The sequence below is a fragment of the Streptomyces sp. NPDC059743 genome, assembly GCF_042732975.1.
Classification (GTDB): domain Bacteria; phylum Actinomycetota; class Actinomycetes; order Streptomycetales; family Streptomycetaceae; genus Streptomyces.
In genome coordinates this window covers 305,382-328,445 of record NZ_JBHWGS010000005.1, presented here as the reverse complement: position 1 = coordinate 328,445, position 23,064 = coordinate 305,382, and the positions used below count along the sequence as shown (strand labels likewise).

The following is a 23,064-nucleotide window of genomic DNA, read 5'->3' as shown; positions in this document are numbered from 1 at the left end:
CGACGAACGGTGTCCGCCCGCCCCCGTAGTATTCACGCGTGGCAGGCAGGATCAACGATGACGACGTAAAGGCGGTGCGGGACGCCGTCCCGATCGACGCCGTCGTGTCCGAATACCTCCAGCTACGCAGCGCGGGCGGCGGAAATCTCAAGGGCCTGTGTCCCTTCCACGACGAGAAGTCCCCCTCCTTCCAGGTCAGTCCGAGCAAGGGTCTCTTCCACTGCTTCGGCTGCCAGGAGGGCGGGGACACCATCGCCTTCGTGATGAAGATCGACCATCTCTCCTTCTCCGAGACGGTCGAGCGGCTCGCCGCCCAGGCGGGCATCACCCTCCGGTACGAGGAGGGCGGCTACAACCCGGCGAGCCAGCGCGGCGAGCGCACGCGGCTGGTCGAGGCGCACAAGATCGCCGCGCGGTTCTACGCGGAGCAGCTCGGCGGCGCGGAGGCCGAGATCGGCCGTACGTTCCTCGCCGAGCGCGGCTTCGACCAGGCGGCGGCCGAGCATTTCGGCGTCGGCTACAGCCCTGCCGGCTGGGACCATCTCACCCGTTTTCTGCGCGGCCAGGGCTTCAGCGACAAGGAGCTGCTGCTCTCCGGACTCTCCCAGGACGGCCGCCGCGGCCCGATCGACCGGTTCCGCGGCCGGCTGATGTGGCCCATCCGGGACATCTCGGGCGAGGTGGTCGGCTTCGGTGCGCGCAAGCTGCGCGAGGACGACAACGGTCCGAAGTATCTGAACACGCCCGAGACCGCGATCTACAAGAAGTCCCAGGTGCTGTATGGCGTGGACCTGGCCAAGAAGGAGATCGCCAAGTCCAGCCGGGCCGTGGTGGTCGAGGGCTACACCGATGTGATGGCCTGTCATCTCGCCGGTGTCACCACCGCCATCGCCACCTGTGGCACGGCCTTCGGCGGCGACCACATCAAGATCCTCCGGCGGCTGCTGATGGACAACGGCAGCGCCCGGGTGATCTTCACCTTCGACGGCGACGCGGCCGGCCAGAAGGCTGCGCTGCGCGCCTTCGAGGACGACCAGAAGTTCGCCGCCGAGACCTATATCGCCATCGCGCCGGACAACATGGACCCGTGCGAGTTGCGGCTCGCCAAGGGCGACGAAGCCGTACAGGACCTGGTCGAACCGCGCACGCCGCTCTTCGAGTTCGCGATCCGCCAGATCGTCTCGCGCTACGACCTGGAGACCCCGGCGGGCCGCGCGGCGGCCCTGGACGAGGCCGCGCCGATCGTCGCCCGGATCAAGAACGGTGCCTCGCAGCACGAGGTCGCCGTCCAGCTCGCGGGCATCCTGGGCATCCTGGACACTCAGTTCGTCGTCAAGCGCGTCGGGCAGATGGCGCGCTGGGCGCGCGACCGCGGCGGCCGTGGACCGGCCGCGCCGCCCGGCTCCCGCGCCGCCGGCCGGCCGTACGAGAACCAGCCGTACGAGAGCGGGCCCCGGCAGGGCGCGGGCAGCCCCGGCCCGTCCGGAGCCGGCCCCGGCTCCTCGGGGCCCGCGCTCAATCTCCGCAGCCCGGCCCATCGCACCGAGCGTGAGCTGCTGAAGCTCGCCCTCCAGCGGCCCGAGCTGGTCTCACCGGCCTTCGACGCCTACGGCGAGGACGAGTTCACCGCGCCGCCGTACGCCGCCGTACGCCGTGCCATAGCCGAGGCGGGCGGCGCCGAGCAGGGCCTGCACTCCGCTCCGGAGTATCTGGCCCGGGTCCGCGAGGCCGCGCCGAACGACGCGGTGCGCGCCATGGTCACCGAGCTGGCCGTGGAGGTGTTCCACGGCAAGACGATCGACGAGACCTACGCGGGAGAGCAGCTCGTCCAGGTACGGCTGCGCGCCGTGGACCGCCGGGTCCGCGAGGTCACCGGCACACTGACCAGGCTCGGCACCCATGCCGCGCCGGACCATCTCGCCGCTGTGCAGAACGAGCTGTGGGTGCTCCAGCAGTACGGCCAGTCCCTCCGCAACCGCGGCGCCGACGCGCTCTGAGCCTCGCGTCGAACCCCACCCGGCGCGCCCTTCCTGCCTCCCTGGGTAACAGCCCGGTTACGTACGGGACGCAGAAAGTCGCCGCACGCCCCTCGTGACAGTCATGTGTCGTACCCCACACTGGGTTCGGTGCCTGAGTTCTACGGAGCGCGGCCGGCCTGCCGACGGTGGGCGCCTCACACCCCGCGGATCCGCTCATCGTGTACGGGACGGAGTACGGCCCGGCCGCCTCCGTCCCGCTGCCGTACGCCCCTGAACCGGCAGCGATCACCCTGGAGGTCGCCCCCCGTGCAGAACCGGACCCCGACTTCGACCCTGACCGTGCCCCCGAACGTGCCTACCGGCGAGTTCGCGGCGGCGGTCCCGTCCCAGAGCCGCGCCGTCCACCACCCGGAGACGGTGCCGGCAGCTGTGTCGACGGCCGTACCGGACCTGGCTCCGGAGCCCTTGGCCCTGACGGAGCCCTCGGCGCCGGCTCTGGAGCCCTTGACTGAGGATCCCGTGGAGGTGCCCTTCGTGCCCGAGCCACCGGCACGGCGGGGCAGCCGTGCCGACACGGGCGGGCCCTCCTCCGATCTCTTCCGCCAGTATCTGCGGGAGATCGGCCGTGTCCCGCTGCTCACCGCCGTCGAGGAGGTGGATCTCGCCCGCCGTGTCGAGGCCGGCCTCTTCGCCGAGGAGAAGCTGAGCGGTGCCACCGATCTGGACTCCCGGCTCGCGCTGGACCTCGACCGGCTGGTCGTGCTCGGCAGGATGGCCAAACGTCGGCTGATCGAGGCGAATCTGCGGCTCGTCGTCTCCGTGGCCAAGCGCTATGTCGGCCGCGGACTGACCATGCTCGATCTCGTCCAGGAAGGAAACCTGGGCCTGATCAGGGCGGTCGAGAAATTCGACTACGCCCGCGGCTACAAGTTCTCGACGTACGCGACCTGGTGGATCCGCCAGGCGATGTCCCGGGCGCTGGCCGACCAGGCCCGTACGATCCGGGTCCCGGTCCATGTGGTCGAGCTGATCAACCGTGTCGTGAGAGTCCAGCGCCGGCTGCTCCAGGAGCGCGGTTACGAGCCGACTCCCGAAGAGGTGGCCCAGCAGCTCGATCTCACCGCCGAGCGCGTCAGCGAGGTGCTGCGGCTCGCGCAGGAACCGGTCTCCCTGCATGCACCGGTGGGCGAGGAGGACGATGTCGCGCTCGGCGATCTGATAGAGGACGGCGACGCCGCGTCCCCGGTCGAGTCCGCGGCCTTCCTGCTGCTGCGCGAGCATCTGGAGGCCGTGCTCTCCACGCTCGGCGAGCGCGAACGCAAGGTGGTCCAGCTGCGGTACGGACTGGCCGACGGCCGGCCCCGGACGCTGGAGGAGATCGGCCGGATCTTCGGTGTGACGCGCGAGCGCATACGGCAGATCGAGTCCAAGACACTCGGCAAACTCCGCGATCACGCCTACGCCGACCAGCTCCGGGGCTATCTCGACTGAGACCGGCGCCGCGCCCGTACAGCCTGAGGGCAGTACACCCCAAGGCAATACGGACGCGGCGCCGCGCCGGACACGTAAACCGTCCCGGCCGTTCCCAGCCGGCCTCAGGCCCGCTCGCTCAGCCAGCCTCCACCGCCTCAGTCGACCTCCACCACCGCCTGCGCGAACTGCGCCGCGTACAGCCGTGCGTACGCGCCCTCCGCCGCCAGCAGCTCCTCGTGCGTGCCCTGTTCGACGATCGAGCCGCTCTCCATCACCAGAATCACATCCGCGTCCCGGATCGTGGAGAGCCGGTGCGCGATCACAAAGCTGGTACGGCCGTGTGCCAGCCGCGCCATCGCCTTCTGGATCAGCACTTCGGTACGGGTGTCCACCGAACTGGTCGCCTCGTCGAGCACCAGGATCACCGGATCCGAGAGGAACGCCCGCGCGATGGTGATCAGCTGCTTCTCACCGGCGCTGACTCCGGAGCCCTCGTCGTCGATCACCGTGTCGTAACCGTCCGGGAGCGTACGGACGAAACGGTCGGCGTGGGCCGCGCGCGCCGCCTCCTCGATCTCCTCCCGGGTGACCTCGCGCGACGCGCCGTACGCGATGTTCTCGGCGATCGTGCCGCCGAAGAGCCAGGTGTCCTGGAGGACCATGCCTATTTTGGCGCGCAGCTCCGCACGGGACATCCGGGAGATGTCCAGGCCGTCCAGCGAGATCTGGCCGCCGGTCACCTCGTAGAACCGCATCAGCAGATTCACCAGCGTGGTCTTGCCCGCGCCCGTGGGACCGACGATCGCGACCGTCTGTCCCGGCTCCACCGAGAGCGACAGATCCTCGATCAGCGGCTTCTCCGGCTCGTAGCGGAACGAGAGATGCTCGATCGTCACCTGTCCCCGCGACTTGCGCAGCCGCTCCACGGACGGCGCGTCGGGCTCCTGCTCCACCGCGTCCAGCAGTTCGAAGATCCGCTCGGCCGAGGCGACTCCGGACTGGAGCAGATTGGCCATCGACGCGACCTGCGTCAGCGGCATCGAGAACTGCCGTGAGTACTGGATGAACGCCTGCACATCGCCGATCGACAAGGTGCCCGAGGCCACCCGCAGTCCGCCGACGACCGCGATCAGCACATAGTTGATGTTGGAGATGAAGAGCATCAGCGGCTGCATGATCCCGCTGTTGAACTGCGCCTTGAAGCCGGCCTCGTAGAGCTGGTCGTTCTGCTCGCGGAACAGCTCGGCCGACTCGTCCGCCCGCCCGAAGACCTTCACCAGCGAGTGCCCGGTGTACATCTCCTCGATATGCGCGTTGAGCGTGCCGGTGACCTTCCACTGCTGGACGAACTGCGGCTGCGACCTCTTGCCGACCTTCGCCGCGACGAACACCGACAGCGGTACGGTCACCAGCGCGACCAGCGCCAGCAGCGGCGAGATCCAGAACATCATGACCAGCACACCGATGATGGTCAGCAGTGAGTTGATGAGCTGTCCCATCGACTGCTGCAAGGTCTGCGAGATGTTGTCGACATCGTTGGTGACCCGGCTGAGCACCTCGCCGCGCGGCTGCTTGTCGAAGTACGACAGCGGCAGCCGTGACAGCTTCGCCTGGACGTCCTCGCGCATCCGGTACACCGTGTTGTTGATGACCCGGATCGAGAGCCGTGTGGAGACCAGCATCAGCAGTCCGGCGGCCACATAGACCACCAGCACCACCAGCAGCACCTCGCCCACCGCGCCGAAGTCGATGCCGTGGCCCGGCGTGAAGTCCACTCCGGAGAGCAGATCGGCGAGCCCGTCGTCGCCCTTGGCCCGCAGTCCCTCGATGGTCTGCGCCTTGGAGACGCCCTCCTTGGTCTGCCGGCCGATGACTCCCGCGAAGATCAGGTCCGTGGCCCGTCCGAGGATCTTCGGTCCTATCACCGACAGTGCCACGCTCAGCACTCCGGCCGCGAGCATCCACCACAGCGTGGTCCGCTCCACGGCGAGCAGCCGCAGCAGCCGCTTGCCCGACTCCTTGAAGTCCGTGGACCGCTGGGTCGGTCCCGCCGCCATCATCATGCGTCCGCCTGGACCGCTCATCAGGCAGCCTCCGCCTCGGTCAGCTGGGAGAGCACGATCTCCCGGTATGTCTTGTTCTGTGCCATCAGCTCGTGATGGCGGCCCTCCCCGACGATCCGGCCCTCGTCCAGGACCACGATCCGGTCGGCGTCACGGATCGTGGAGACCCGCTGGGCGACGATCACGACGGTCGCCTCCGCGGTCTCCCGCGCCAGCGCCGCGCGCAGCGCCGCGTCCGTGGCGTAGTCCAGCGCCGAGAACGAGTCGTCGAAGAGATAGATCTCCGGCCGCTGCACCAGCGTGCGCGCGATCGCGAGCCGCTGCCGCTGGCCGCCGGAGACATTCGTACCGCCCTGCGCGATGGCCGCGTTCAGCCCGCCCTCCAGCGCGGCGACGAACTCCCGCGCCTGCGCCACCTCCAGCGCGTGCCACAGCTCCTCGTCGGTCGCGTCGGGCTTGCCGTAGCGCAGATTCGTCGCAACCGTCCCGGAGAAGAGATACGGCTTCTGCGGTACGAGGCTCACCGCCTTCGCCAGCAGCGCCGGTTCGAGCCGCCGTACGTCCTCGCCGTCCACGAGCACCTCACCGTCCGTCGCGTCGAACAGCCGCGGTACGAGCCCGAGCAGCGTCGACTTGCCGCTGCCCGTCGAGCCGATGACCGCGGTCATCTCACCGGGCCTGGCGACCAGGGACACATCCCGCAGTACGGGCTCCTCGGCGCCGGGAAAGCGGAACTCCGCGCTCCGGATCTCCAGATGCCCGTGCCTGCGCAGCTCCGTCACCGGGCTCTCCGGCGGTACGACGCTCGACCTGGTGTCCAGCACCTCCTCGATGCGCTCGGCGCACACCTCGGCGCGCGGCACCATCATGAACATGAAGGTGGCCATCATCACGGCCATCACGATCTGCATCAGATACGCGAGGAACGCGGTCAGCGCGCCGATCTCCATCCCGCCGCTGTCGATACGGTGCGCGCCGAACCAGACGACGGCGATCGACGACAGGTTCACCACCGTCATCACGGTCGGGAACATCAGCGCCATCAGCCGGCCGGTGGACAGCGCGACATCGGTCAGCTCGGTGTTGGCCTCCTTGAAACGGCCCTTCTCGTAGTCGTCCCTTACGAAGGCCCTGATCACGCGGTTGCCGGTGATCTGCTCGCGCAGCACCCGGTTCACGGTGTCGAGCCGCGTCTGCATCGTGCGGAAGAGCGGTCGCATCTTCCTGACGATGAGGCTGACGGAGATACCGAGCAGCGGTACGACGGCGAGCAGCACCGCGGAGAGCGGGATGTCCTGGCCGAGCGCCATGACGATGCCGCCGACACACATGATGGGCGCGGACACCATCAGCGTGAACGACATCAGGACCAGCATCTGTATCTGCTGGACGTCATTGGTGGTGCGGGTGATCAGCGAAGGCGCACCGAAGTGACCCACCTCACGCGCGGAGAAGCTCTGCACCCGCCCGAAGACGGCGGCCCGTACGTCCCGGCCGAGGGCCGAGGCGGTCCGCGCGCCGTAGTAGACGGCGCCGATGTTGCAGATGACCTGGACCACACTGGCGGCGATCATGATGCCGCCGAACTCCAGGATGTAGCCCGAATCTCCCTTCACCACACCGTTGTCGATGATGTCGGCGTTGAGGGTGGGCAGATAGAGGGTGGCGCACGTCTGGAGGAGCTGGAGCGCCACCAGCAGGGCTATGGGTCTCTTGTACGGGGCGAGATGGGCTCGCAGAAGTCGAATGAGCACGCGGGGTCTCTCGGAGTCGGCGGCGGGGCGGGGCCGGACAGGACCGGGATCGGGGTCAGGCCGGAGGTCAGACCCCATCTTGCGGTACGTCCCCCACGGAGCCCCACGGGTTTATGTCCAAGGACGAGTCAAGAACGACCTCACGCGCAGGCCGGCACGCCGACCCGCACACGGCCCCACCAGGACCGTTACCGGAAGCCGGCGCCACGCGCGTGCCTCGGGCTCCCAGGCTCCCGGACCGCAGGCTCCCGGACTCCCGGACCTCAGACTCCTGCGCCCCAGACTCCTGGGCTGCGGACTCCCGGGCCTCAGGCTCCCTGGCCGAAGGCGCCCGGGTGGATCTCCTCGCGCGTCGCCCGGTACTGCTGCCGTACCGCCGTGCCGACGGCCGCGTCTTCGCCCGGCTCGAAGATCTGCGCCGCCGCGCCCTGCCAGGCCGGCGGATTGTGCGGGCCGAGCGATCCGCGCGAGACGCCGAGCGCCCAGGCCGCCTGCCGCGCCGCGCCGCGCGCCGCGTAGTCCGCGGGCTGCGGTACGACGACCTGCGCGCCGAAGACCGCCGGAGCGAGGGCCTGGATGGCGGGCAGCGCGGCGGTGGCGCCCAGCAGGAACACCCGGCGCACCTCCACGCCGCGCCCGCGCAGCACGTCCATCGCGTCGGCGAGCGAGCAGAGCATTCCCTCGAACGCGGCCCGCGCGAGATGCTCCGGCTTCATCGACTCGCGGCGCAGCCCGGTCAGTGTGCCCGCCGTGTGTGGGAGCTGAGGCGTCCGCTCGCCCTCCAGATACGGCAGGAACACCAGCCCGGAGGAGCCCGGCGTGGACTTGAGCGCCAGCGCGGACAGCTCGGCCAGCCCCACGCTCCCCAGCAGCTCCGCCGTACCGCGCAGGGCCCTGACGGCGTTCAGCGTATGGACCACCGGCAGATGCATCCCGGTCGCGTCCGCGAAGGAGGTGATCATTCCGGCCGGATCGGCGAGCGCCTCGTGGTGTACGGCCATCACCGAGCCCGAGGCTCCCAGCGACACCACGGCGTCCCCGACGGCCACACCCAGCCCGAAGGCGGCGGCCATGGTCTCGCCGGTGCCCGCGGAGATCAGCAGCCCTTCGGGAGTGGTTCCGGCGGCGTCGGCGGGACCGAGCACCTCCGGCAGCGAGGCCTGATGCCCGAGCGCCAGCTCCACGAGATCGGGCCGGTACGAGCCCGTACGCGCCGACCAGTAGCCGGTCGCCGACGCCGCGCCCCGGTCGGTGGTGCTGCGCGCCGGCCGGCCGAGGAGCTGCCAGACCAGCCAGTCGTGCGGCTGGAGCACCAGCGCGGTGCGCTGCGCCGCCTCCGGCTCGGTCCGCGCCATCCAGCGCAGCTTGGCCACGAGCCGGCTCGACTGCGGTACGGATCCGACCGCCTCGGCCCAGGCCTGCCGCCCGCCCAGCGCGTCGACCAGATCCGCGGCGGCGACCTGCGCCCGCTTGTCGTTGCCGAGCAGCGCGGGCCGTACGAGATTGCCCTGCTGGTCCAGGGCCACCATGCCGTCCTGCTGGGCCGAGACACCGATGGCCTGGACGCCCTCCAGCAGACCGCCGGACGCGGCCTCGCCGAGGGAGAGCAGCCAGGCCTGAGGATCGATCTCGGTGGCCTTCGGATCGACCGGATGCGGTGCGTAGCCCTGCCGCAGCACGGCGCCCGTGTCCGCGTCGCAGACGAGGACACGTGTGAATCCGGACGAACTGTCCAACCCGGCGACTATTCCCATGACACCTGATTCTGCCGCACGCGCGGCGCGGCGGACGCGTCCGGGACGGCACGCGGGTGTATGGGGCGGACCGGTCAGGTATTGCTGGTACCCCAGTCATCCTGGCCGTTCTGACTGCGCTCCCGCAGCGAGCGCACCCGGTGGGCCACGGAGTCCGGCACCCGGTCGCCCACCACGGCGCTCACCGACTGATACGCCTTCTCCGCGACCTCGCGGCCGGTCTGCGCGGCCGACTCTGCGGCGTTGCGCACGGCCGGGTTCTGGGACACCTCGCGCACCGACTTCTTGAGCTGCTCGTAACGCTCGCGTCCGGCACGTGTGCCGAGCACATATCCGCAAGCCAGTCCCGCGATGAATGCGAGGCGGTACCGCATGGCTGCCACCCTTCCCTGATGTCCCGGTCCCCGGTGTCGGCGGCGGACCGTCGGTCTCTGCCCTCCGCCTACCCCGTGGGGGCCCGGGATCACCCGGCGTGAGCCGGGTCGATAGCGATTGGCGGAACACCCCCCTGCTTGCGCTAATGTATGTGTCGCGGCGAGCGCGCGCCGCCCGGGAGGACCCGGGCAGGTACGTTCGGTGCACATGCAGCAATCCCCTGTAGCTCAATTGGCAGAGCAGCCGGCTGTTAACCGGCAGGTTACTGGTTCGAGTCCAGTCGGGGGAGCGCGGTCCCCTGTAGCTCAATTGGCAGAGCATTCGGCTGTTAACCGGAGGGTTGCTGGTTCGAGTCCAGCCGGGGGAGCAGGAGAGCGAGAAGGGCCCCTCGGGGTCCTTTTTCGTCTGTTCTGCGCCAATCCCGCAACCGGGCGGTGTACGGCGAAGTCCTCAAGGTCAGGGCGATGCCGACCATCCGAGGCAGGAGATCGTATGAGCGGCTATGCTGCGGCAGACGGCGCGCACAAATGTGCGCGACGCGCCGTTAGGGGCGGTAGCTCAGCCGGTTAGAGCAGCGGACTCATAATCCGTCGGCCGTGGGTTCGAGTCCCACCCGCCCCACGCGGACGGACGTTCGAGGAAACGATCCGACCAGTATCCGAGCGCCCCAGCTGGTATCAGACCAGGATGGGGCGCTCCGTCGTCTGCCGGGTCCTGCGTGAGCGGTGCGTGAGCGACGGGGACTGACAGACGCTCACAGCGGGCGCGGGGAACGGGAGCTCGGGCATTCCTCGCGACCTCCTTGTCGACGTGGGAGAGCGGACCGATGTACGTGTCGGACGATAGCTGAATCGTTCCTTGCGGCGGCGTTTCCTTGATCGTATGGATGCCACCTCCACCCGCATGGATCAACTTGGCCGCCACCTGGCGCAGACCTCGGGGAAGCGTCCGGCGCACCGGGGCTGCGTTTGGCGGAAACCGATCGGTGGGTTCGGCGCGTCCCAGATTTCGCCTGCTTCGGAGAGGCTGTCAGAGCCCTCCACCACGCTGCCCAAGGGGACTGATCCGATGACGCGCACTCGTACTCGTACCCGCTCCGGTAGACGCACCGACAGACGCGCCCGCCCGCTGTCGGCGGTGGCGATGGCGCCACTGGCCCTGGTCGCGGTCCTCGCGCTCCAGGGATGCGACGCGATCCAGAACCAGGATCCGGACCCGACTCCGACCGCCAGTGATCTGCCGAGCCCGACCGTGCCGGTGGAGGAGCCTCCGCAGGAGCCCGCGGAGAGCCCGTCGGAGCCGTCGGCGAGTCCGGTGGCGGCCGGCGATCCCTGCGGGATCGTCTCGCAGGAGGAGGCCGAGACGCTGGCCGACTCGAAGCTCAATCCCGCCGCGCCCCTTGACGAGACCTGCACCTACACCGGGCTCGCGTCCGGTCCTTCGGCACAGGTGGAGGTCTATGTCGGCGACTCCGCGCGGAGCTATCTCGACGCCGAACGCGGCATCGGGCATGAGCTGAGCCCGCTCTCCGGAATCGGCGAGGAGGCGTATCTGGAGGACGGATCCGTCTTCTTCCGCACCTCCGAACAGTGGATCTCCATACGCCTCGTACGCTCGGTCCCGCCGACCGAGACCCGTAAGCCGCTCGAAGACCTGGCCCGCACGGTGGCCGCCCGTCTCTGATCCGGCCCGGCCCTACTGGCCCCGGCCGGGATGTGCGGTGGCCCGGCCGGGGTGGGTTGGGGCTCTACCTTTTGATGCTTGGAACTATGGGCCGTCCACATGGCCCGACCTTCATGAGGCGCTGACGATGTGCGCCATGGCATTGATGGACCGATCAGGTCGAGCCAATCGGAGGAGTTCCATGCGTGTGAGAACAGGTGTCACCGCGCTGGCGGCCATGCTGCTGGCGGTCACGGCGACCGGCGCCGCGGCGGCCCCCGTACCGGACTCGGAGGCCGGTGCGGCGCCGTCGCACTGTGCCGTACGTGACCGGGTCTCCGTACCGGGCGCGGAGTTCCAGACCGCGGCCTGTCTGCCGGATCTGACCTCCACGGCGCTCGCGGGCACGCAGTACACCGACTCCACGGACTGGTCGCCGCTCTTCGCGAAGGGCACCGAGAATCCCTCGGGCGTGCCCGGTGTCCAGATCGACGGCTACTTCCCCGACTCCTCGCGGCTGAACGCCACTCACGGCTGGAAGCACGACGCCCAGTTCGTGATCCGGCTGCCCGACCGCTGGAACGGCGGGCTCGTGGTGACCGGCGCGCCCGGCACGCGCAAGCAGTACTCGCTGGATCCGCTGATCTCCGACTGGGTGCTGGCGCAGGGCTATGCCTTCGCCTCCACCGACAAGGGCAACAGCGGGCCCGACTTCTACACCGACGGCACCAGGCCCGGTGACGCGGTCGTCGAATGGAACCGGCGCACCACCGAACTGACCAGGGCTGCCAAGAAGGCGGTCCAGCGCGCGTACGGACACGCCCCGCGCCGTACGTATATGACCGGCACCTCCAACGGCGGCTATCTGACCCGCTGGCAGTTGGAGAACCATCCCGAGCTGTACGACGGCGGAGTGGACTGGGAAGGCGTGCTCTGGACGGAGCGCGGACCCAATCTGCTCACCTATCTGCCCACGACGGTGGCATACGCGGCGGGCGGCGCGGGAGCGGACGACATGTACGCGGCCGGGTTCGCGCCGGGCAGTGAGTTCCTCTGGCCTTACCACCAGACCGCCTACTGGGGACTGACACAGAAGGTGTACCGGGCCGAGTTCGATCCGACGTACGACACCAACTGCCCGGGCGCCTCGGCCGGTTCCACGACGGCGGAGATTCTCGCGCCCTGCGCCTCGGACGCCGCGTACGACTACGCGGAACGGCCGCGCTCCGTCCACCGGGCCGTCGAGCGCGTCTCGCTGACCGGCCGGATCGGCAAGCCCATGATCACGCTCCAGGGCTCGCTGGACACGCTGCTGCCGATCGCCGCCGACTCGGACGTGTACACGCGCATGATCAAGGACCAGCACCGGGCCAAGCTGCACCGCTACTACACGATCGAGGGCGGTACGCATGTCGACGGCCTCTACGACAGCTATCCGGACCGGCTGCGTCCGATCCTGCCCTGCTACCGGAGCGCGTTCGAGGCGCTGACCCGATGGGTCGAGCGTGGCGCGCTGCCGCCGTCGAGCCGTACCGTACCCAAGCCCGCCTCCGGCGATGTGGTGAACTCCTGCGTACTGTGAGCCAGCCTGGGTCCTCGTAGGCCCGGTTTCCCTCCGAGCCATACCAGGAGCACCGTGTCCGCCCTTCTCTATGTCACCGATCTCGGCTACGAGGCCCAGGGACGCAGATACTGCGACGAGGACATCCGGCTCTCCTCGCGGCTGCGGCGGGACTTCGCCGTGGCGCTGTGCCACCCTCTCGACGCCGCACGGCTGATGGAGTCCTTCGACGCGGTCGTGGTGCGCAACAGCGGGCCCGTACTCCATTACCAGAAGGAGTACGACGCCTTCCGCGACCGGGCCCGCGCGGCCGGGATCCGGGTCTACAACCCGCTGACCGGCCGGGCGGACATGACCGGCAAGGGATATCTGGCGGAGCTGAGCGCCGCCGGATATCCGGTCATACCGACCGTCGACCGCGCCGAGGACCTCGGCCGGCTGCCGGCGGCCGGCACCTATGTGGTGAAGCCACGGCTGGGCGCGGACTCGATAGGGATGGAGTTCGTCCCGGCGGAGCGGCTGGCGGACCTCGTCTTCGGTGACGTTCTGGTGCAGCCGCGGATCCCGTTCCGCTACGAGGTCTCGTTCTACTTCATCGACCGGGACTTTCAGTACGCCCTGTACGCGCCCGATCCCGGGCGGCGCTGGGAGCTGGAGCCGTACGAGGCCGGCGCGGCGGATCTGGAGTTCGCGCGCCGGTTCATCGACTGGAACGGTCTTGAGCACGGGATACAGCGCGTGGACGCCTGCCGGGCGCCGGACGGAGAACTGCTGCTGGTCGAGCTGGAGGACCTCAATCCGTATCTGTCCCTGGAGCTGGTGGACTCCGGCACCCGGGAGGCGTTCGCCACGCGGCTGACGGCCTCGCTCCACGATCTGCTGCGCTGACGGGCGGCTCTTGCGCGCGCTCACCAAGCGGCCTACGGCCCCGGACGCGGTTCCTCCCAGGTCATCGTCGTACCCTGCTCACCGTCCTCGCCCACGCCGTTGTCCGTGACGACCAGCCGTACGCCCTCCGCCCCGTCCGGCAGCGCCGCGTTCGCGTCGATCTCCACCTCGATCGCCGTCACGCCCTCCCGCCGGTGCGCCGCGGCGAGGGCGCCGCGCACCTGGGCCAGCAGCCGCCGGCCCACCGGTTCGCCGACCAGCGTGTCCACCGGTCCGTTGAAGTGCACCGACGGCCGGAAGCCCAGCAGCACCGCCGCGCCGTCCGCCTCGCGCAACACCTTCCCGCGCACGCTCGTCGGAGCGTCGGCGGGCGGCTGCTGGAGCGCGAAGATCGTGGTCCGCACCTCCTGGATGGTGGAGTCCAGCTCGTCCACGGCCCGGCCCAGCAGCTCGTCCAGCTCCGGAGTGCCCGCACGCCGTCTGGTCGACTCCAGCATCATCTCGGTCGCGAAGAGGCGCTGGACAACAAGATCGTGCAGATCGCGGGCGATCCGGTCACGGTCCTCGTACACCGCGAGCTGCTCCCGGTTGTGCCGGGAGTCCGCCAGTACGAGCGCGACCGCGGCCTGGGAGGCGAACTGGGTGGCCAGCAGCCGGTCCACCGCGCTGTACGGACGGCCGCCGCGCCGGCGCGGCAGGGCGAGCGTGCCGATCAGCTTGCCGCCGCTCTGGAGCGGCAGCATCATGCTCGGCCCGAAGCGGGACCGTACATGGGTGGTCATCCTGGGATCGGTGGACGAGTCCTCGATGAACACCGGCTCTCCGCCGAGCAGTTGGACCAGTACGGGCGAGCCGGGCTCGATGACCGTGCCGACGATGCCGTCCGGATCGCCGATCGTGGACGCGGCGACGATCTCCATCCCGCCCTCCTCGGTGGGCTGGAGCACCACACCCGCGTAGGCGTCGGCGAGCAGTCTGGCCGACTCGGCGACGGTCAGCAGCGAGTCCGCCGCGTTCTCGCCGCGCAGCAGCGCCGTGGTGACCGCCGCGGCTCCCTTGATCCAGCGCTCGCGCCGCCGGGCCGCTCCGTACAGCCGGGCGTTGCCGATCGCGATGCCCGCCTGTGAGGCCAGCACGCCCAGCAGCTCCTGGTCCTGCTCGGTGAAGGGACCGGTGCGTTTCTCCGTGAGATAGACACTGCCCAGGACCACGGTGTCCACCTGGACCGGCACTCCGAGGAAGGAGCGCATCGGCGGATGGCCGGGCGCCAGGCCGGCGAACCGGGGATGGGCCGTCAGATCGTCCAGCCGCAGTGGCTTCGCGTCCCGGACGAGTACGCCGAGCAGCCCGCCGTGCGCGTCGGGGAGCCGTCCGATGCGCTCCCGCTCGCTGTCGCTGATCCCGGCCGTGAAGAGCTCGGTGAGCCGGCCGCGCTCGGGATCGATCACTCCGAGGGCGCCGTACCGGGCACCGATGAGTTCGGTGGCGGTGTCGACGATGTGCTGGAGCGCGGGCCGCAGTTCGAGTTCGGTGCTGATGCCGAGCACGGCCTCCAGCAGCGCGGGCAGCAGAGGCTCGGGCGCCATGCCGTCGGCCTCCGGCCCAGGCCCTGGACCCGTCTCAGGCCGTGACTCCTGCCCTGGCTCCGGCTCCTGCCCTGGCTCCCGCGCGGCCTCCGGTTCCTGTCCTGCCTCCGGCTCTCCGCTCATCGCACCGCTCGTCTTCTCGCCCGCCCTGCACGCCGCCGGCCGGCCGTTCGTCGGTCGAGCGGCGGCTCCGCCGTCAGCGGACCACGGCCAGCGGGTTCAGGACCATTGGCTGAATCTTTCCCTCCAGCATCGCACCGAGGCCGAGTACGGCGCAGATGTCGGGACGCTCCGCGATCGCCACCGGCATGCCCGTCGCATTGCGCAGCATCTGGTCGAGACCGGGCATCAGCGCGCTGCCGCCGACCATCGTGATCCCGCCGTCCGCGAGATCGGCCACCAGATCGGGCGGGCAGTCCCTGAGCACCTTGCCGATGCCGTCGAGGACGGCCGTCAGCGGTGAGTAGATCGCGTCCCGTACGGCGGCGGTGTCCACCAGCACCGAACGGGCGACACCGGTGGCCACGTCCCGGCCGTGGATCTCGGTGGTGCTCGGGCCCTGCGCGGTGAGGCCGTTGTCGCTGAGCGCGAGTTGCAGCGGGCGTACGGACTGGCTGGGCAGCAGCAGCTCGTGCTGGTGACGCAGATGCTGGATCACCGCGTGATCGATGGCGTTGCCGCCGACCGGGATCCGCTGGGCGGTGACGATCGAGCCGAGGGAGAGGACCGCGACCTGGGTGGTCGCCGCGCCGCAGACCATGATCATATTGGCGGTGGGCTGCTCCACGGGCAGTCCGCAGCCGACGGCCGCGGCGATCAGCGTGTCGACCAGTTCGACCCGGCGCGCGCCGAGACCGATCAGTGTCTCCACGGCGGCGCGCTGCGCGAGCGGATCGCTGTCGTGCGGAGTGGAGGCGGCGGCGCGCAGCCGTGGCTTGCGGCGGAGCTGGCGGCGCAGCTTGTCACCGAGGAGCTGGCGGAGCATGCGCTGGGCCATCTCGATATCGACGACCGTCCCGCCGGAGACCGGCCGGACGACCCGGATGTAGTCGGGCGTACGGCCCGTCATCTGCTCGGCGAGGGCGCCGACGGCGATGAGCGCACCGGTACGGGTGTTCATGGCGGCGACGCTCGGTTCGTCGACGACGAGCCCCGCTCCTTTGACAAAGACCCGGGTCCTGGCGGCCCCCAGGTCGACGGCGATGTGGCAGCGTCGCAACTGCTCAAGACTGACGGTCACGGCAGGGTCTCCCGAGAGCGCTGATGGGTTCACCGGCGGCGGCCGGCCCTGTTCGCATCGTGCTGCGACGGCCCTCGCGGCGCGCGCTGGGTTGCGCCGGTCGGGCGTACGGAGTTGACGGCGCGGCAGGAGGTGTCGGCGGCCGTGTCCGCGACTCGTACGCCTTGGTCGTACGGCCAGTCCGGATCGCCCGGCCGCGCCGTTTCCGGTGCTCCCGACGGGCCGTGCCCGGTCCGCTCCGACTCGTCCTAGCGCGTCTCGGACCAGTGCTGCAACAGCCCCCAGGTGAAGTCCGCGACGCCCGGACCGCCGCCCGGGAGAGTGAATGCCAGCCGTAGCCTGGTCGGCGCGCTGCCCTGCATCGGCCGGGCGGGCGGGAAGGCCCGCGCGACCTCGTCCACGGTGCAGGACCACGGGCGCAGATCGCCGGCCGTACGCAGCTCGGGACCGGCCGTCCCCGGCGCGCGTACCAGCCATTCGTTCCATACGGCCCCGCCCGGCGCCACCATCACCTCGAACCGCAGACCTGGCCAGAGCGGTACGGGCCAGAGCAGGGCGTCGCACTCCAGATCGCCGACGGCCCGACGGAAGGTCAGCTCCGGCTCGCCGAGGACGGAGCGGTAACGGGACAGCGCGCCGCGGGCCCGTGGCGCGCGCACCATCGCCTGCCAGCGGCGGTTCGCCTCACGCATCTCGGCCAGGGACATGCCCAGTTCACGGCGGGCGTCGTCGACCAGCTCGGGCTGATGGTCGGCCATCCGCCGCAGCAGGACGAGCTGGAATTCGAGCGGACCGAACGGTCCATTGGACGTCATACCGCCATCTTGCCGGTACCCACGGAAGGCCGGAGACACGCATGACACGGCAGTCCACACAAGACCCTCACAGCCTCGTCTATGCGCGTCGCCCTGCCGCCGCATAATCTGCGGGGCGCCATGGACTACTGCGACCAGTGCCGACGGCACCTCAACGGAGCACTCACGTGCGCCGGATGCGGCACCCCCGCCGAGGAGCTCAGGCAGCAAGCCCCGCCATCCCCCGGGCCGCACCACAGCCGCCGCCCGGACCGGGACGGCGAGGGCACCGAAGATCACGGAGAGTACGAGGACGCGCCGGACGGTGAGCTCGTGCTCGGTGAGGTCGTACTGTCCGGCCGCCGTCCGGAGCCGGGCCCGGTGCGGCGCGGCTCGTCCTCGCGCCGCCGCAAGGGCCAGTCCCGGCCTCGCCGTACGCGTGGCAGACCACGCCGGGCGCGCGGCAAGCGCCGGCGCAAGGTGCTCATAGCGACCTTCGGCGTACTGCTCTCGCTCGCCACGCTGGGCCTGGCCGAGCTGGCCATGGAGCCTCCGGGCAAGGACCGTGCCTCCGCTGTCAAGGAGGAGACTCCGGTCGACTTCGAGGGCGGACCGCAGAACACGGACCGGCCCGAGGCTCCCGACGATCCGGGACCGGCGCCGTCCACGGATCCCGGTACGACCGGTTCGGCGAGTCCCGGCAGTAGTGGCGAACCCGTTGCGTCGGCGTCCGGCGAGGCCGCCCCGGCCGCGTCGCCTTCCGGCTCGGCGGGCACGGCGGAGGGTGGCAGTCCGGATCCGTCCGCGTCCGGCTCGCCCGGTCCCGACGGTTCCACCACACCGGGAACGACCGGTCCTTCCGGGCCCACCGAGGAGCCCACCTCGGGGAGCCCGACGACACAGGCGCCTCCGCCGCCGCCTCCGCCGGCTCCCGAGCCGACCGAGACCTGCATCCTGTGGATCTTCTGCTCCTGATCGTGCTCCTGATCGCCGTACCTGGTCCGCGTACGCGCCGTACCCGGTCCACCTACGCGATCCCGCGTGCGCCCGCTACTCCACGTCCTCGCCCAGCATCCTCTTGAGCAGATCGCGCAGCATCCGGCGCTCCTCCTCGGACAGTTCCGCGAGCGGCTCCCGCGCGAAGTTCAGTGAGTTCCGCAGCAGCGCCGCCGTCGCCCGGCCCTTCTCGGTCGGAGCGGCGAGCTTCACCCGGCGGTCGGCCGGATCCGGACGCCGCTCCACCAGATCGCGCGCTTCGAGCCGGTCCACGATGCCGGTGACATTGGACGGCTCGCACTTCAGCTTCTGTGCGATCCGGCGCATGGGCATGGGCTCCATGGAAAGGAGTCGCAGGACGCGTGCCTGCGCGCCGGTGAGGGAGTGTTCGGCCGCGGCCTGGTCGTACTCCTCGTAGTAGCGGGCCACGACGGTGCCGATCAGCTCGACTACTTCGAGGCTCAGCGGGTCTGTGCGTGGAGTGGCCATGGACACGAGCATAGCCAGTTACTTGACAACATGAAATATTCAGGAGCATGGTTCTTTCAGGTAGTGAAGCTTCAACCGAGGAGGCCCCGCTCCATGACCGCACTTCCCGAGTCCGGCCGCGCCTGGCATCTTGTCGCCCGCCCTCATGGCTGGCCGGAGCCGACGGATGTCGCTCTGCGCGAGGTACCGGTGACCGAGCCCGGCGAGGGCCGGATCCTGGTCCGCAATCTGCACTTCTCGGTCGACCCGTACATGCGCGGCAGGATGAACGACGTCAAGTCGTATGTGCCTCCGTACCAGCTCGACCAGCCGATGGACGGTGCGGCGGTGGGCGAGGTCATCGCCTCCCGCGCCGAGGGCTTCGCCGTCGGCGACCATGTCGTCCACGGTCTCGGCTGGCGTGAGTACGCGGAGTTCCCTGCCGAGCGCGCCCTCAGGGCCGATGCCTCCCTCGCTCCGCTCTCCGCGTATCTCGGAGTGCTCGGCGGCACCGGTCTCACCGCCTACGTGGGCCTCTTCGAGACCGGTTCCTTCAAGGAGGGCGACACCGTCTTCGTCTCCGGCGCGGCCGGTGCCGTCGGCCACCAGGCCGGGCAGCTCGCCAGGATCAAGGGCGCCGCCCGGGTGATCGGCTCCGCCGGCTCGGACGAGAAGGTGAAGCTCCTGGTCGAGGAGTACGGCTTCGACGCGGCCTTCAACTACAAGAACGGCCCGGTCAGGGAGCAGCTCAAGAAGGCCGCGCCCGACGGCATCGACCTCTACTTCGACAATGTCGGCGGCGAGCATCTCGAAGCCGCGATCTCCTCGCTCAATCCCTTCGGCCGGGCCGTCCTGTGCGGCGCGATCGCGCAGTACAACAGCACGGAACCGGCGCCGGGCCCGCGCAATCTCGCCCTCGCGGTCGGCAAGCGGCTGCGCCTCCAGGGCATGATCGTCACCGATCACTACGGACTGCGGCCGGAATTCGTCAAGGACGTCGCCGGCTGGCTGGCCTCCGGTGAGCTCAAGCACCACGAGACCGTGGTCGAGGGCATCGAGAACGGCTTCGACGCGTTCCTCGGAGTACTGCGCGGTGCGAACACCGGAAAGATGATCGTTACGCTGAACAGCTAGGCTCGACTCAGGCCGCCGTGGTCCGTGGGCGCGAGCCGCGGCGTACAACAGGAGGAACGCACCGTATGAGCATCCAGAAGATCGATGTCCTCTACACCGCCGTCGCCACCGCGGAGAACGGCCGTGACGGCCGTGTCTCCAGCGACGACGGCAAGCTCGACGTCGTCGTCAACCCGCCCAAGGAGATGGGTGGCAGCGGCGCCGGGACCAACCCGGAGCAGCTCTTCGCCGCCGGGTACAGCGCCTGCTTCCAGGGTGCGCTCGGTGTCGTCGCCCGCCGGGAGAAGGCCGACATCTCCGGTTCGACGGTGACCGCCAAGGTCGGCATCGGCAAGACCGAGGCCGGCGGCTTCGGTCTTGAGGTCGAGCTGACGGCGTCCATCCCGAACGTCGACGAGGCGACCGCCAAGGACCTGCTGGAGAAGGCGCACCAGGTGTGCCCGTACTCCAACGCGACCCGCGGCAACATCAAGGTCGAGCTGTCGGTCGTCTGATCACACAGCACTGATCACGCAGCACGGCACCGTAGGACCTGAACGACCGAGGGCCGGATCCCCGTGGGATCCGGCCCTCGGGCTCTGTCAGCCTTTGTCCGCCGGGTGCTACTTCGCCGAGGCGAGCAGCGCGCGGCCGAGCTGCGCGAACACGCCCTTGGGATGGTCACGGAACAGCGGCTCGGTGCCGAACAGCACAACCGGCGCGCCCTGCGCGGACGTTCCGCTCACGATCGAGGCCTTGCCCGCCGCGTCCGCGGGCCCGCCCGTACCGCTCCCGTTCGCACGCCAGTGGCCCGAGACCAGCGGATTGCCGGTGCCGTACGACTGGTCGGCCCGCACTCCGGGCCCGAGGTCGGTGAACCACCGCGGCGCGTAGACGAAGGAGTGCGCGAGGGCGCCGCCCGTGATCGGACCGCCCGCGTTGGCCACCCGCACCACACCGTTGGCGTCACCGTTGCCCGCCACCGCCTTGGCTGCCAGCAGGCCCGTCGCCGTGTTGAAGGAGGCACCCGCGGAACCGAGTCCGACAACTCCCGCGCCACCGGCGAGGAATCCGTTCAGCGCCTCGCGCGCGGCCGGGTTGAGACTGCCGTACGAGAGGCCCGAGGAGACGTACAGCACATCGGCGGCCGACCAGTCGAAGCCCGCGTTCAGGATCGCGGTCGAGACCGGCACCACCTCGAAGCCCATCTCACGCAGCCCGAACAGTTCGCCGGGCGTCACCGCGGCGGCCACCCGCGTACGGTGCAGCGAACCGGAGCCCTTCTCCTTCGTCGCGGCGAAGACGACTCCGTACCGGTCGGCGAGGACGACGGCCTGACGACGCGCCGAGGACGGCACGATCGCGGAACCATCGCCCGCCCGCCGTACGTTCACTCCCTGCGCCAGCAGGGAGTTGAGAGCGGTCAGCTCCTTGGGATCGTCCAGGCGCAGCCGCAGATCGCCGTGGCCACGGCTGCCGCCCGCGACCGAGCCGGTCGGCGCGGCGGCATGGACCGTACGGCTGTGCAGCCGCAGCCCGCCGTCGGCCTTCTGCACCTTGTCCACGCTCGCGCCCCAGAGCAGCCCGAGGCTCCACCCGGAGATGTCGTACATCGTGGAGACGTCCGCGCTGATGTCACGGCCCTCGGAGAGGATCACATTGGCGATCCCGCGCTTGGACTGGTGCATGTCCACGACGTACGAGCCCGCCGGATACGAACGTCCCGCCAGCCGGAAGCCGGCCGACGCCCGCTCGACGCGTACGTCATTGGCGATGAGATGGTCCACCAGCCGGGCCGCCGCGGTCGCGGAGCGCTGGCCCTCGCCCGCCGGGATCACATACGCCCGCGGGAAGTCCGTCGTATACACGTCCTCCGGGCCGATGCCCGGCACTCCCGGCACGGTCTGCTCGGAGACCGGCCGCTGGGCCTCGCCCGCCGCGCCGCGCCGGAACGTCTCGATCTGGTCGGCGATCACCGAGGTGCGGTTGCGGTAGGTGTAGTCGAGAGTCGCGCGCATGGCCGCGCCCGCGATGTCCGTGTTGATCGCGGACCGCCGGCGCAGCTCCTCGACGGACAGGGAGTCGTACGAGGCGTTGTTGACCCGCATCGGGATCTCGACGGTGTGCGAGGCCACCGCGCCCTGGAACGCCATGTACTGCGGAGTGAAGATCGGCGGCCAGTCGTCCCAGCCCTCCTGCTGGTCGCGGAAGGGGATCACGGGCGGCTCGACACCGTCCTTCGCGGAGGTGTAGCCGAGGTCGTTCACCGCCTTCTCCATACCGAGGGCGTTGGCGTAGGTGTTCTTCAGGAAGAGGTCGTACTCGTAGTTCTCGCCGTGCGGCGGAGTCGTCGGCTCGATCAGGGTGCCGTTGACATAGCCGTGCAGATCGAGCATCACGGCGGGCTGCTTGTCGATGGCGATCTGCCGCATGGCGCGCGTCTCGGGCTGCGAGCCGGTGATGAAGTCCCGGTTCAGATCGAAGTTGTTGCCGTTGGCGCGCGTACCGGCGATCCGGCCGTCCGGATTGGCGGTCACATTGAGATAGATCCGGCTCGTGGCGAGCAGCTCGCGCGTCCTGCCGTCCTTCGCCTTCGCCAGCTCCTCGATGAGCTTCAGGGCGGCGTCGGTGCCCTCCCACTCATTGCCGTGGATGTTGTTGTTGATGAAGACCGGCGTCTTGTAGTCCGACTTGATCCGGCGGTCCTTGGCGGCGGACGCGGGCGAGTCCTCGATCAGCTCGCGCATCCGCTCCTGCTCGCGCGCCTCGTGCGCGCTCTCGGGTGCGGTGACGGTGACGAGATACAGGTCGTGTCCGCCGGCGGAGCGGCCCGCGACCTCGACGCTGACGCGATCGCCCAGCTTCTGGAGGGCGTTGAGCCTGGGCGCCAGGGAGTGGTACGGAGTGAGACCGAGCTTGACCGACTTGTCGGCCGGGTTCTCGGGCGGCGCTTCGAGGACCGTACGGCGCGGATAGCCGCCGTCCTTGCGCAGCGCGGGACCGGGTGTGCCGAGGGCGGTGAGCGCGCCGAGCGAGGCAGCGGAGGACTTCCCGGTGGCGGCGACGGTGCCGGTGGCGGCCATGGAGGCCGGGCCGCCGCTCTCGCGTACGGGATGCGCCGACCGGGCGTCCTGCCCGGGAGCGGCGGTGGCGGGGAGCGGGGCGAGCAGCAGAGCACCGGCCGTAACGGCGGTGGTCAGCAGGACGGGTCTGGGTATCCCCATGCGTCTGTACCCTCCGAGCTTTCGGAAATGATCAGAAGTGATCGGTGATATAGAGAATCGATCGACAGTGATCGGTATGCAGGGTTTACAGGGTGGGCGACCGAACGACAAGAGGGTGTCCACGTCGTGGGTAG

Annotated in this window: 17 protein-coding genes and 3 tRNA genes; 11 read left to right on the top strand and 9 right to left on the bottom strand. The window is 69.9% G+C overall.

Translation table 11 applies throughout. The features are described 5' to 3' along the window. Window positions 1–38: 38 nt before the first annotated feature. Both dnaG and ACFV6H_RS11980 read left to right on the top strand, forming a co-directional pair. The gene (dnaG, locus tag ACFV6H_RS11985) at window positions 39–1,997 is read left to right on the top strand and encodes a DNA primase (protein ID WP_385540863.1); all 1,959 of its coding nucleotides are present in this window, start codon (window positions 39–41) and stop codon (window positions 1,995–1,997) included. Window positions 1,998–2,330: 333 nt separating this feature from the next. Then, window positions 2,331–3,470, top strand: a complete 1,140-nt coding sequence (locus ACFV6H_RS11980) for an RNA polymerase sigma factor (RefSeq protein WP_384980491.1) — start codon at window positions 2,331–2,333, stop codon at window positions 3,468–3,470. A gap of 137 nt (window positions 3,471–3,607) precedes the next feature. Here ACFV6H_RS11980 and ACFV6H_RS11975 read toward each other — a convergent pair whose 3' ends face one another. The 4 genes from ACFV6H_RS11975 to ACFV6H_RS11960 all read right to left on the bottom strand — a co-directional run bounded on the left by ACFV6H_RS11975 (window position 3,608) and on the right by ACFV6H_RS11960 (window position 9,397). Next, entirely contained in the window at window positions 3,608–5,536 is a 1,929-nt protein-coding gene (locus ACFV6H_RS11975) for an ABC transporter ATP-binding protein (RefSeq protein WP_384980493.1), read from the bottom strand. After that, entirely contained in the window at window positions 5,536–7,269 is a 1,734-nt protein-coding gene (locus ACFV6H_RS11970; protein WP_385540860.1) for an ABC transporter ATP-binding protein, read from the bottom strand. Before ACFV6H_RS11970 ends, ACFV6H_RS11975 begins: the two co-directional genes overlap by 1 nt. A 308-nt stretch (window positions 7,270–7,577) precedes the next feature. After that, the gene (locus tag ACFV6H_RS11965) at window positions 7,578–9,023 is read right to left on the bottom strand and encodes an FGGY family carbohydrate kinase (RefSeq protein WP_385540858.1); all 1,446 of its coding nucleotides are present in this window, start codon (window positions 9,021–9,023) and stop codon (window positions 7,578–7,580) included. Between the two features lie 74 nt (window positions 9,024–9,097). Beyond that, entirely contained in the window at window positions 9,098–9,397 is a 300-nt protein-coding gene (locus ACFV6H_RS11960; RefSeq protein ID WP_384781449.1) for a YtxH domain-containing protein, read from the bottom strand. A 217-nt stretch (window positions 9,398–9,614) separates the two neighbouring features. Here ACFV6H_RS11960 and ACFV6H_RS11955 point away from each other — a divergent pair. The 6 genes from ACFV6H_RS11955 (at window position 9,615) to ACFV6H_RS11930 (ending at window position 13,509) form a co-directional block, all read left to right on the top strand. Then, window positions 9,615–9,687, top strand: a tRNA-Asn gene (locus ACFV6H_RS11955). 5 nt (window positions 9,688–9,692) lie between these two features. Beyond that, a tRNA-Asn gene (locus ACFV6H_RS11950) sits at window positions 9,693–9,765 on the top strand. A 180-nt stretch (window positions 9,766–9,945) separates the two neighbouring features. Beyond that, window positions 9,946–10,019: transfer RNA gene (locus tag ACFV6H_RS11945), tRNA-Ile, on the top strand. A 447-nt stretch (window positions 10,020–10,466) separates the two neighbouring features. Beyond that, on the top strand, window positions 10,467–11,081 hold the full coding sequence (locus ACFV6H_RS11940; protein ID WP_385540856.1) for a hypothetical protein: 615 nt from the start codon (window positions 10,467–10,469) through the stop codon (window positions 11,079–11,081). Window positions 11,082–11,262: 181 nt separating this feature from the next. Beyond that, window positions 11,263–12,642: a tannase/feruloyl esterase family alpha/beta hydrolase gene (locus tag ACFV6H_RS11935; RefSeq protein WP_385540854.1), complete on the top strand. Its 1,380-nt coding sequence runs from the start codon at window positions 11,263–11,265 to the stop codon at window positions 12,640–12,642. 54 nt (window positions 12,643–12,696) lie between these two features. Further along, window positions 12,697–13,509, top strand: coding sequence for a hypothetical protein (locus tag ACFV6H_RS11930; protein WP_385540852.1), 813 nt, complete (start codon window positions 12,697–12,699; stop codon window positions 13,507–13,509). 32 nt (window positions 13,510–13,541) lie between these two features. On the opposite strand, the gene ACFV6H_RS11925 is transcribed toward ACFV6H_RS11930, so the two are convergent. The 3 genes from ACFV6H_RS11925 to ACFV6H_RS11915 form a co-directional block, all read right to left on the bottom strand. Then, complete coding sequence (locus ACFV6H_RS11925; protein ID WP_385540850.1) at window positions 13,542–15,095, bottom strand: GAF domain-containing protein; 1,554 nt, start codon at window positions 15,093–15,095, stop codon at window positions 13,542–13,544. Window positions 15,096–15,291: 196 nt separating this feature from the next. After that, complete coding sequence (locus ACFV6H_RS11920) at window positions 15,292–16,335, bottom strand: rod shape-determining protein (RefSeq protein WP_384781457.1); 1,044 nt, start codon at window positions 16,333–16,335, stop codon at window positions 15,292–15,294. 248 nt (window positions 16,336–16,583) lie between these two features. Then, a complete protein-coding gene (locus ACFV6H_RS11915) occupies window positions 16,584–17,150 on the bottom strand; it encodes a hypothetical protein (protein ID WP_385540848.1) in 567 nt (188 codons plus the stop codon). An 81-nt stretch (window positions 17,151–17,231) separates the two neighbouring features. On the opposite strand from ACFV6H_RS11915, the gene ACFV6H_RS11910 reads away from it, so the two are divergent. Then, window positions 17,232–18,104, top strand: coding sequence for a hypothetical protein (locus ACFV6H_RS11910; protein ID WP_385540846.1), 873 nt, complete (start codon window positions 17,232–17,234; stop codon window positions 18,102–18,104). Window positions 18,105–18,179: 75 nt separating this feature from the next. On the opposite strand, the gene ACFV6H_RS11905 is transcribed toward ACFV6H_RS11910, so the two are convergent. Then, a complete protein-coding gene (locus ACFV6H_RS11905) occupies window positions 18,180–18,614 on the bottom strand; it encodes a MarR family winged helix-turn-helix transcriptional regulator (RefSeq protein WP_385540844.1) in 435 nt (144 codons plus the stop codon). Between the two features lie 93 nt (window positions 18,615–18,707). Here ACFV6H_RS11905 and ACFV6H_RS11900 point away from each other — a divergent pair, with 93 nt between their 5' ends. Beyond that, window positions 18,708–19,727 carry an NADP-dependent oxidoreductase gene (locus ACFV6H_RS11900; protein ID WP_385540842.1) on the top strand — a complete coding sequence of 340 codons (1,020 nt, stop codon included), beginning with the start codon at window positions 18,708–18,710 and terminating at the stop codon, window positions 19,725–19,727. 65 nt (window positions 19,728–19,792) lie between these two features. Next, window positions 19,793–20,221, top strand: a complete 429-nt coding sequence (locus tag ACFV6H_RS11895) for an organic hydroperoxide resistance protein (RefSeq protein ID WP_066944416.1) — start codon at window positions 19,793–19,795, stop codon at window positions 20,219–20,221. A gap of 108 nt (window positions 20,222–20,329) precedes the next feature. Here the strand turns inward: ACFV6H_RS11895 and ACFV6H_RS11890 are convergent, their stop codons facing one another. Then, window positions 20,330–22,930: a M14 family zinc carboxypeptidase gene (locus ACFV6H_RS11890; RefSeq protein ID WP_385540840.1), complete on the bottom strand. Its 2,601-nt coding sequence runs from the start codon at window positions 22,928–22,930 to the stop codon at window positions 20,330–20,332. Window positions 22,931–23,064: the final 134 nt, after the last annotated feature.

Bases quoted from the DNA above. Each gene is read 5' to 3' on its own strand.
- ACFV6H_RS11975 (WP_384980493.1), bottom strand. From the start codon at position 5,536: ATGAGCGGTCCAGGCGGACGCATGATGATGGCGGCGGGACCGACCCAG.
- ACFV6H_RS11965 (WP_385540858.1), bottom strand. From the start codon at position 9,023: ATGGGAATAGTCGCCGGGTTGGACAGTTCGTCCGGATTCACACGTGTC.
- ACFV6H_RS11960 (WP_384781449.1), bottom strand. From the start codon at position 9,397: ATGCGGTACCGCCTCGCATTCATCGCGGGACTGGCTTGCGGATATGTG.
- ACFV6H_RS11940 (WP_385540856.1), top strand. From the start codon at position 10,467: ATGACGCGCACTCGTACTCGTACCCGCTCCGGTAGACGCACCGACAGA.
- ACFV6H_RS11935 (WP_385540854.1), top strand. From the start codon at position 11,263: ATGCGTGTGAGAACAGGTGTCACCGCGCTGGCGGCCATGCTGCTGGCG.
- ACFV6H_RS11925 (WP_385540850.1), bottom strand. From the start codon at position 15,095: ATGGCGCCCGAGCCTCTGCTGCCCGCGCTGCTGGAGGCCGTGCTCGGC.
- ACFV6H_RS11915 (WP_385540848.1), bottom strand. From the start codon at position 17,150: ATGACGTCCAATGGACCGTTCGGTCCGCTCGAATTCCAGCTCGTCCTG.
- ACFV6H_RS11910 (WP_385540846.1), top strand. From the start codon at position 17,232: ATGCGCGTCGCCCTGCCGCCGCATAATCTGCGGGGCGCCATGGACTAC.
- ACFV6H_RS11905 (WP_385540844.1), bottom strand. From the start codon at position 18,614: ATGGCCACTCCACGCACAGACCCGCTGAGCCTCGAAGTAGTCGAGCTG.
- ACFV6H_RS11900 (WP_385540842.1), top strand. From the start codon at position 18,708: ATGACCGCACTTCCCGAGTCCGGCCGCGCCTGGCATCTTGTCGCCCGC.
- ACFV6H_RS11895 (WP_066944416.1), top strand. From the start codon at position 19,793: ATGAGCATCCAGAAGATCGATGTCCTCTACACCGCCGTCGCCACCGCG.
- ACFV6H_RS11890 (WP_385540840.1), bottom strand. From the start codon at position 22,930: ATGGGGATACCCAGACCCGTCCTGCTGACCACCGCCGTTACGGCCGGT.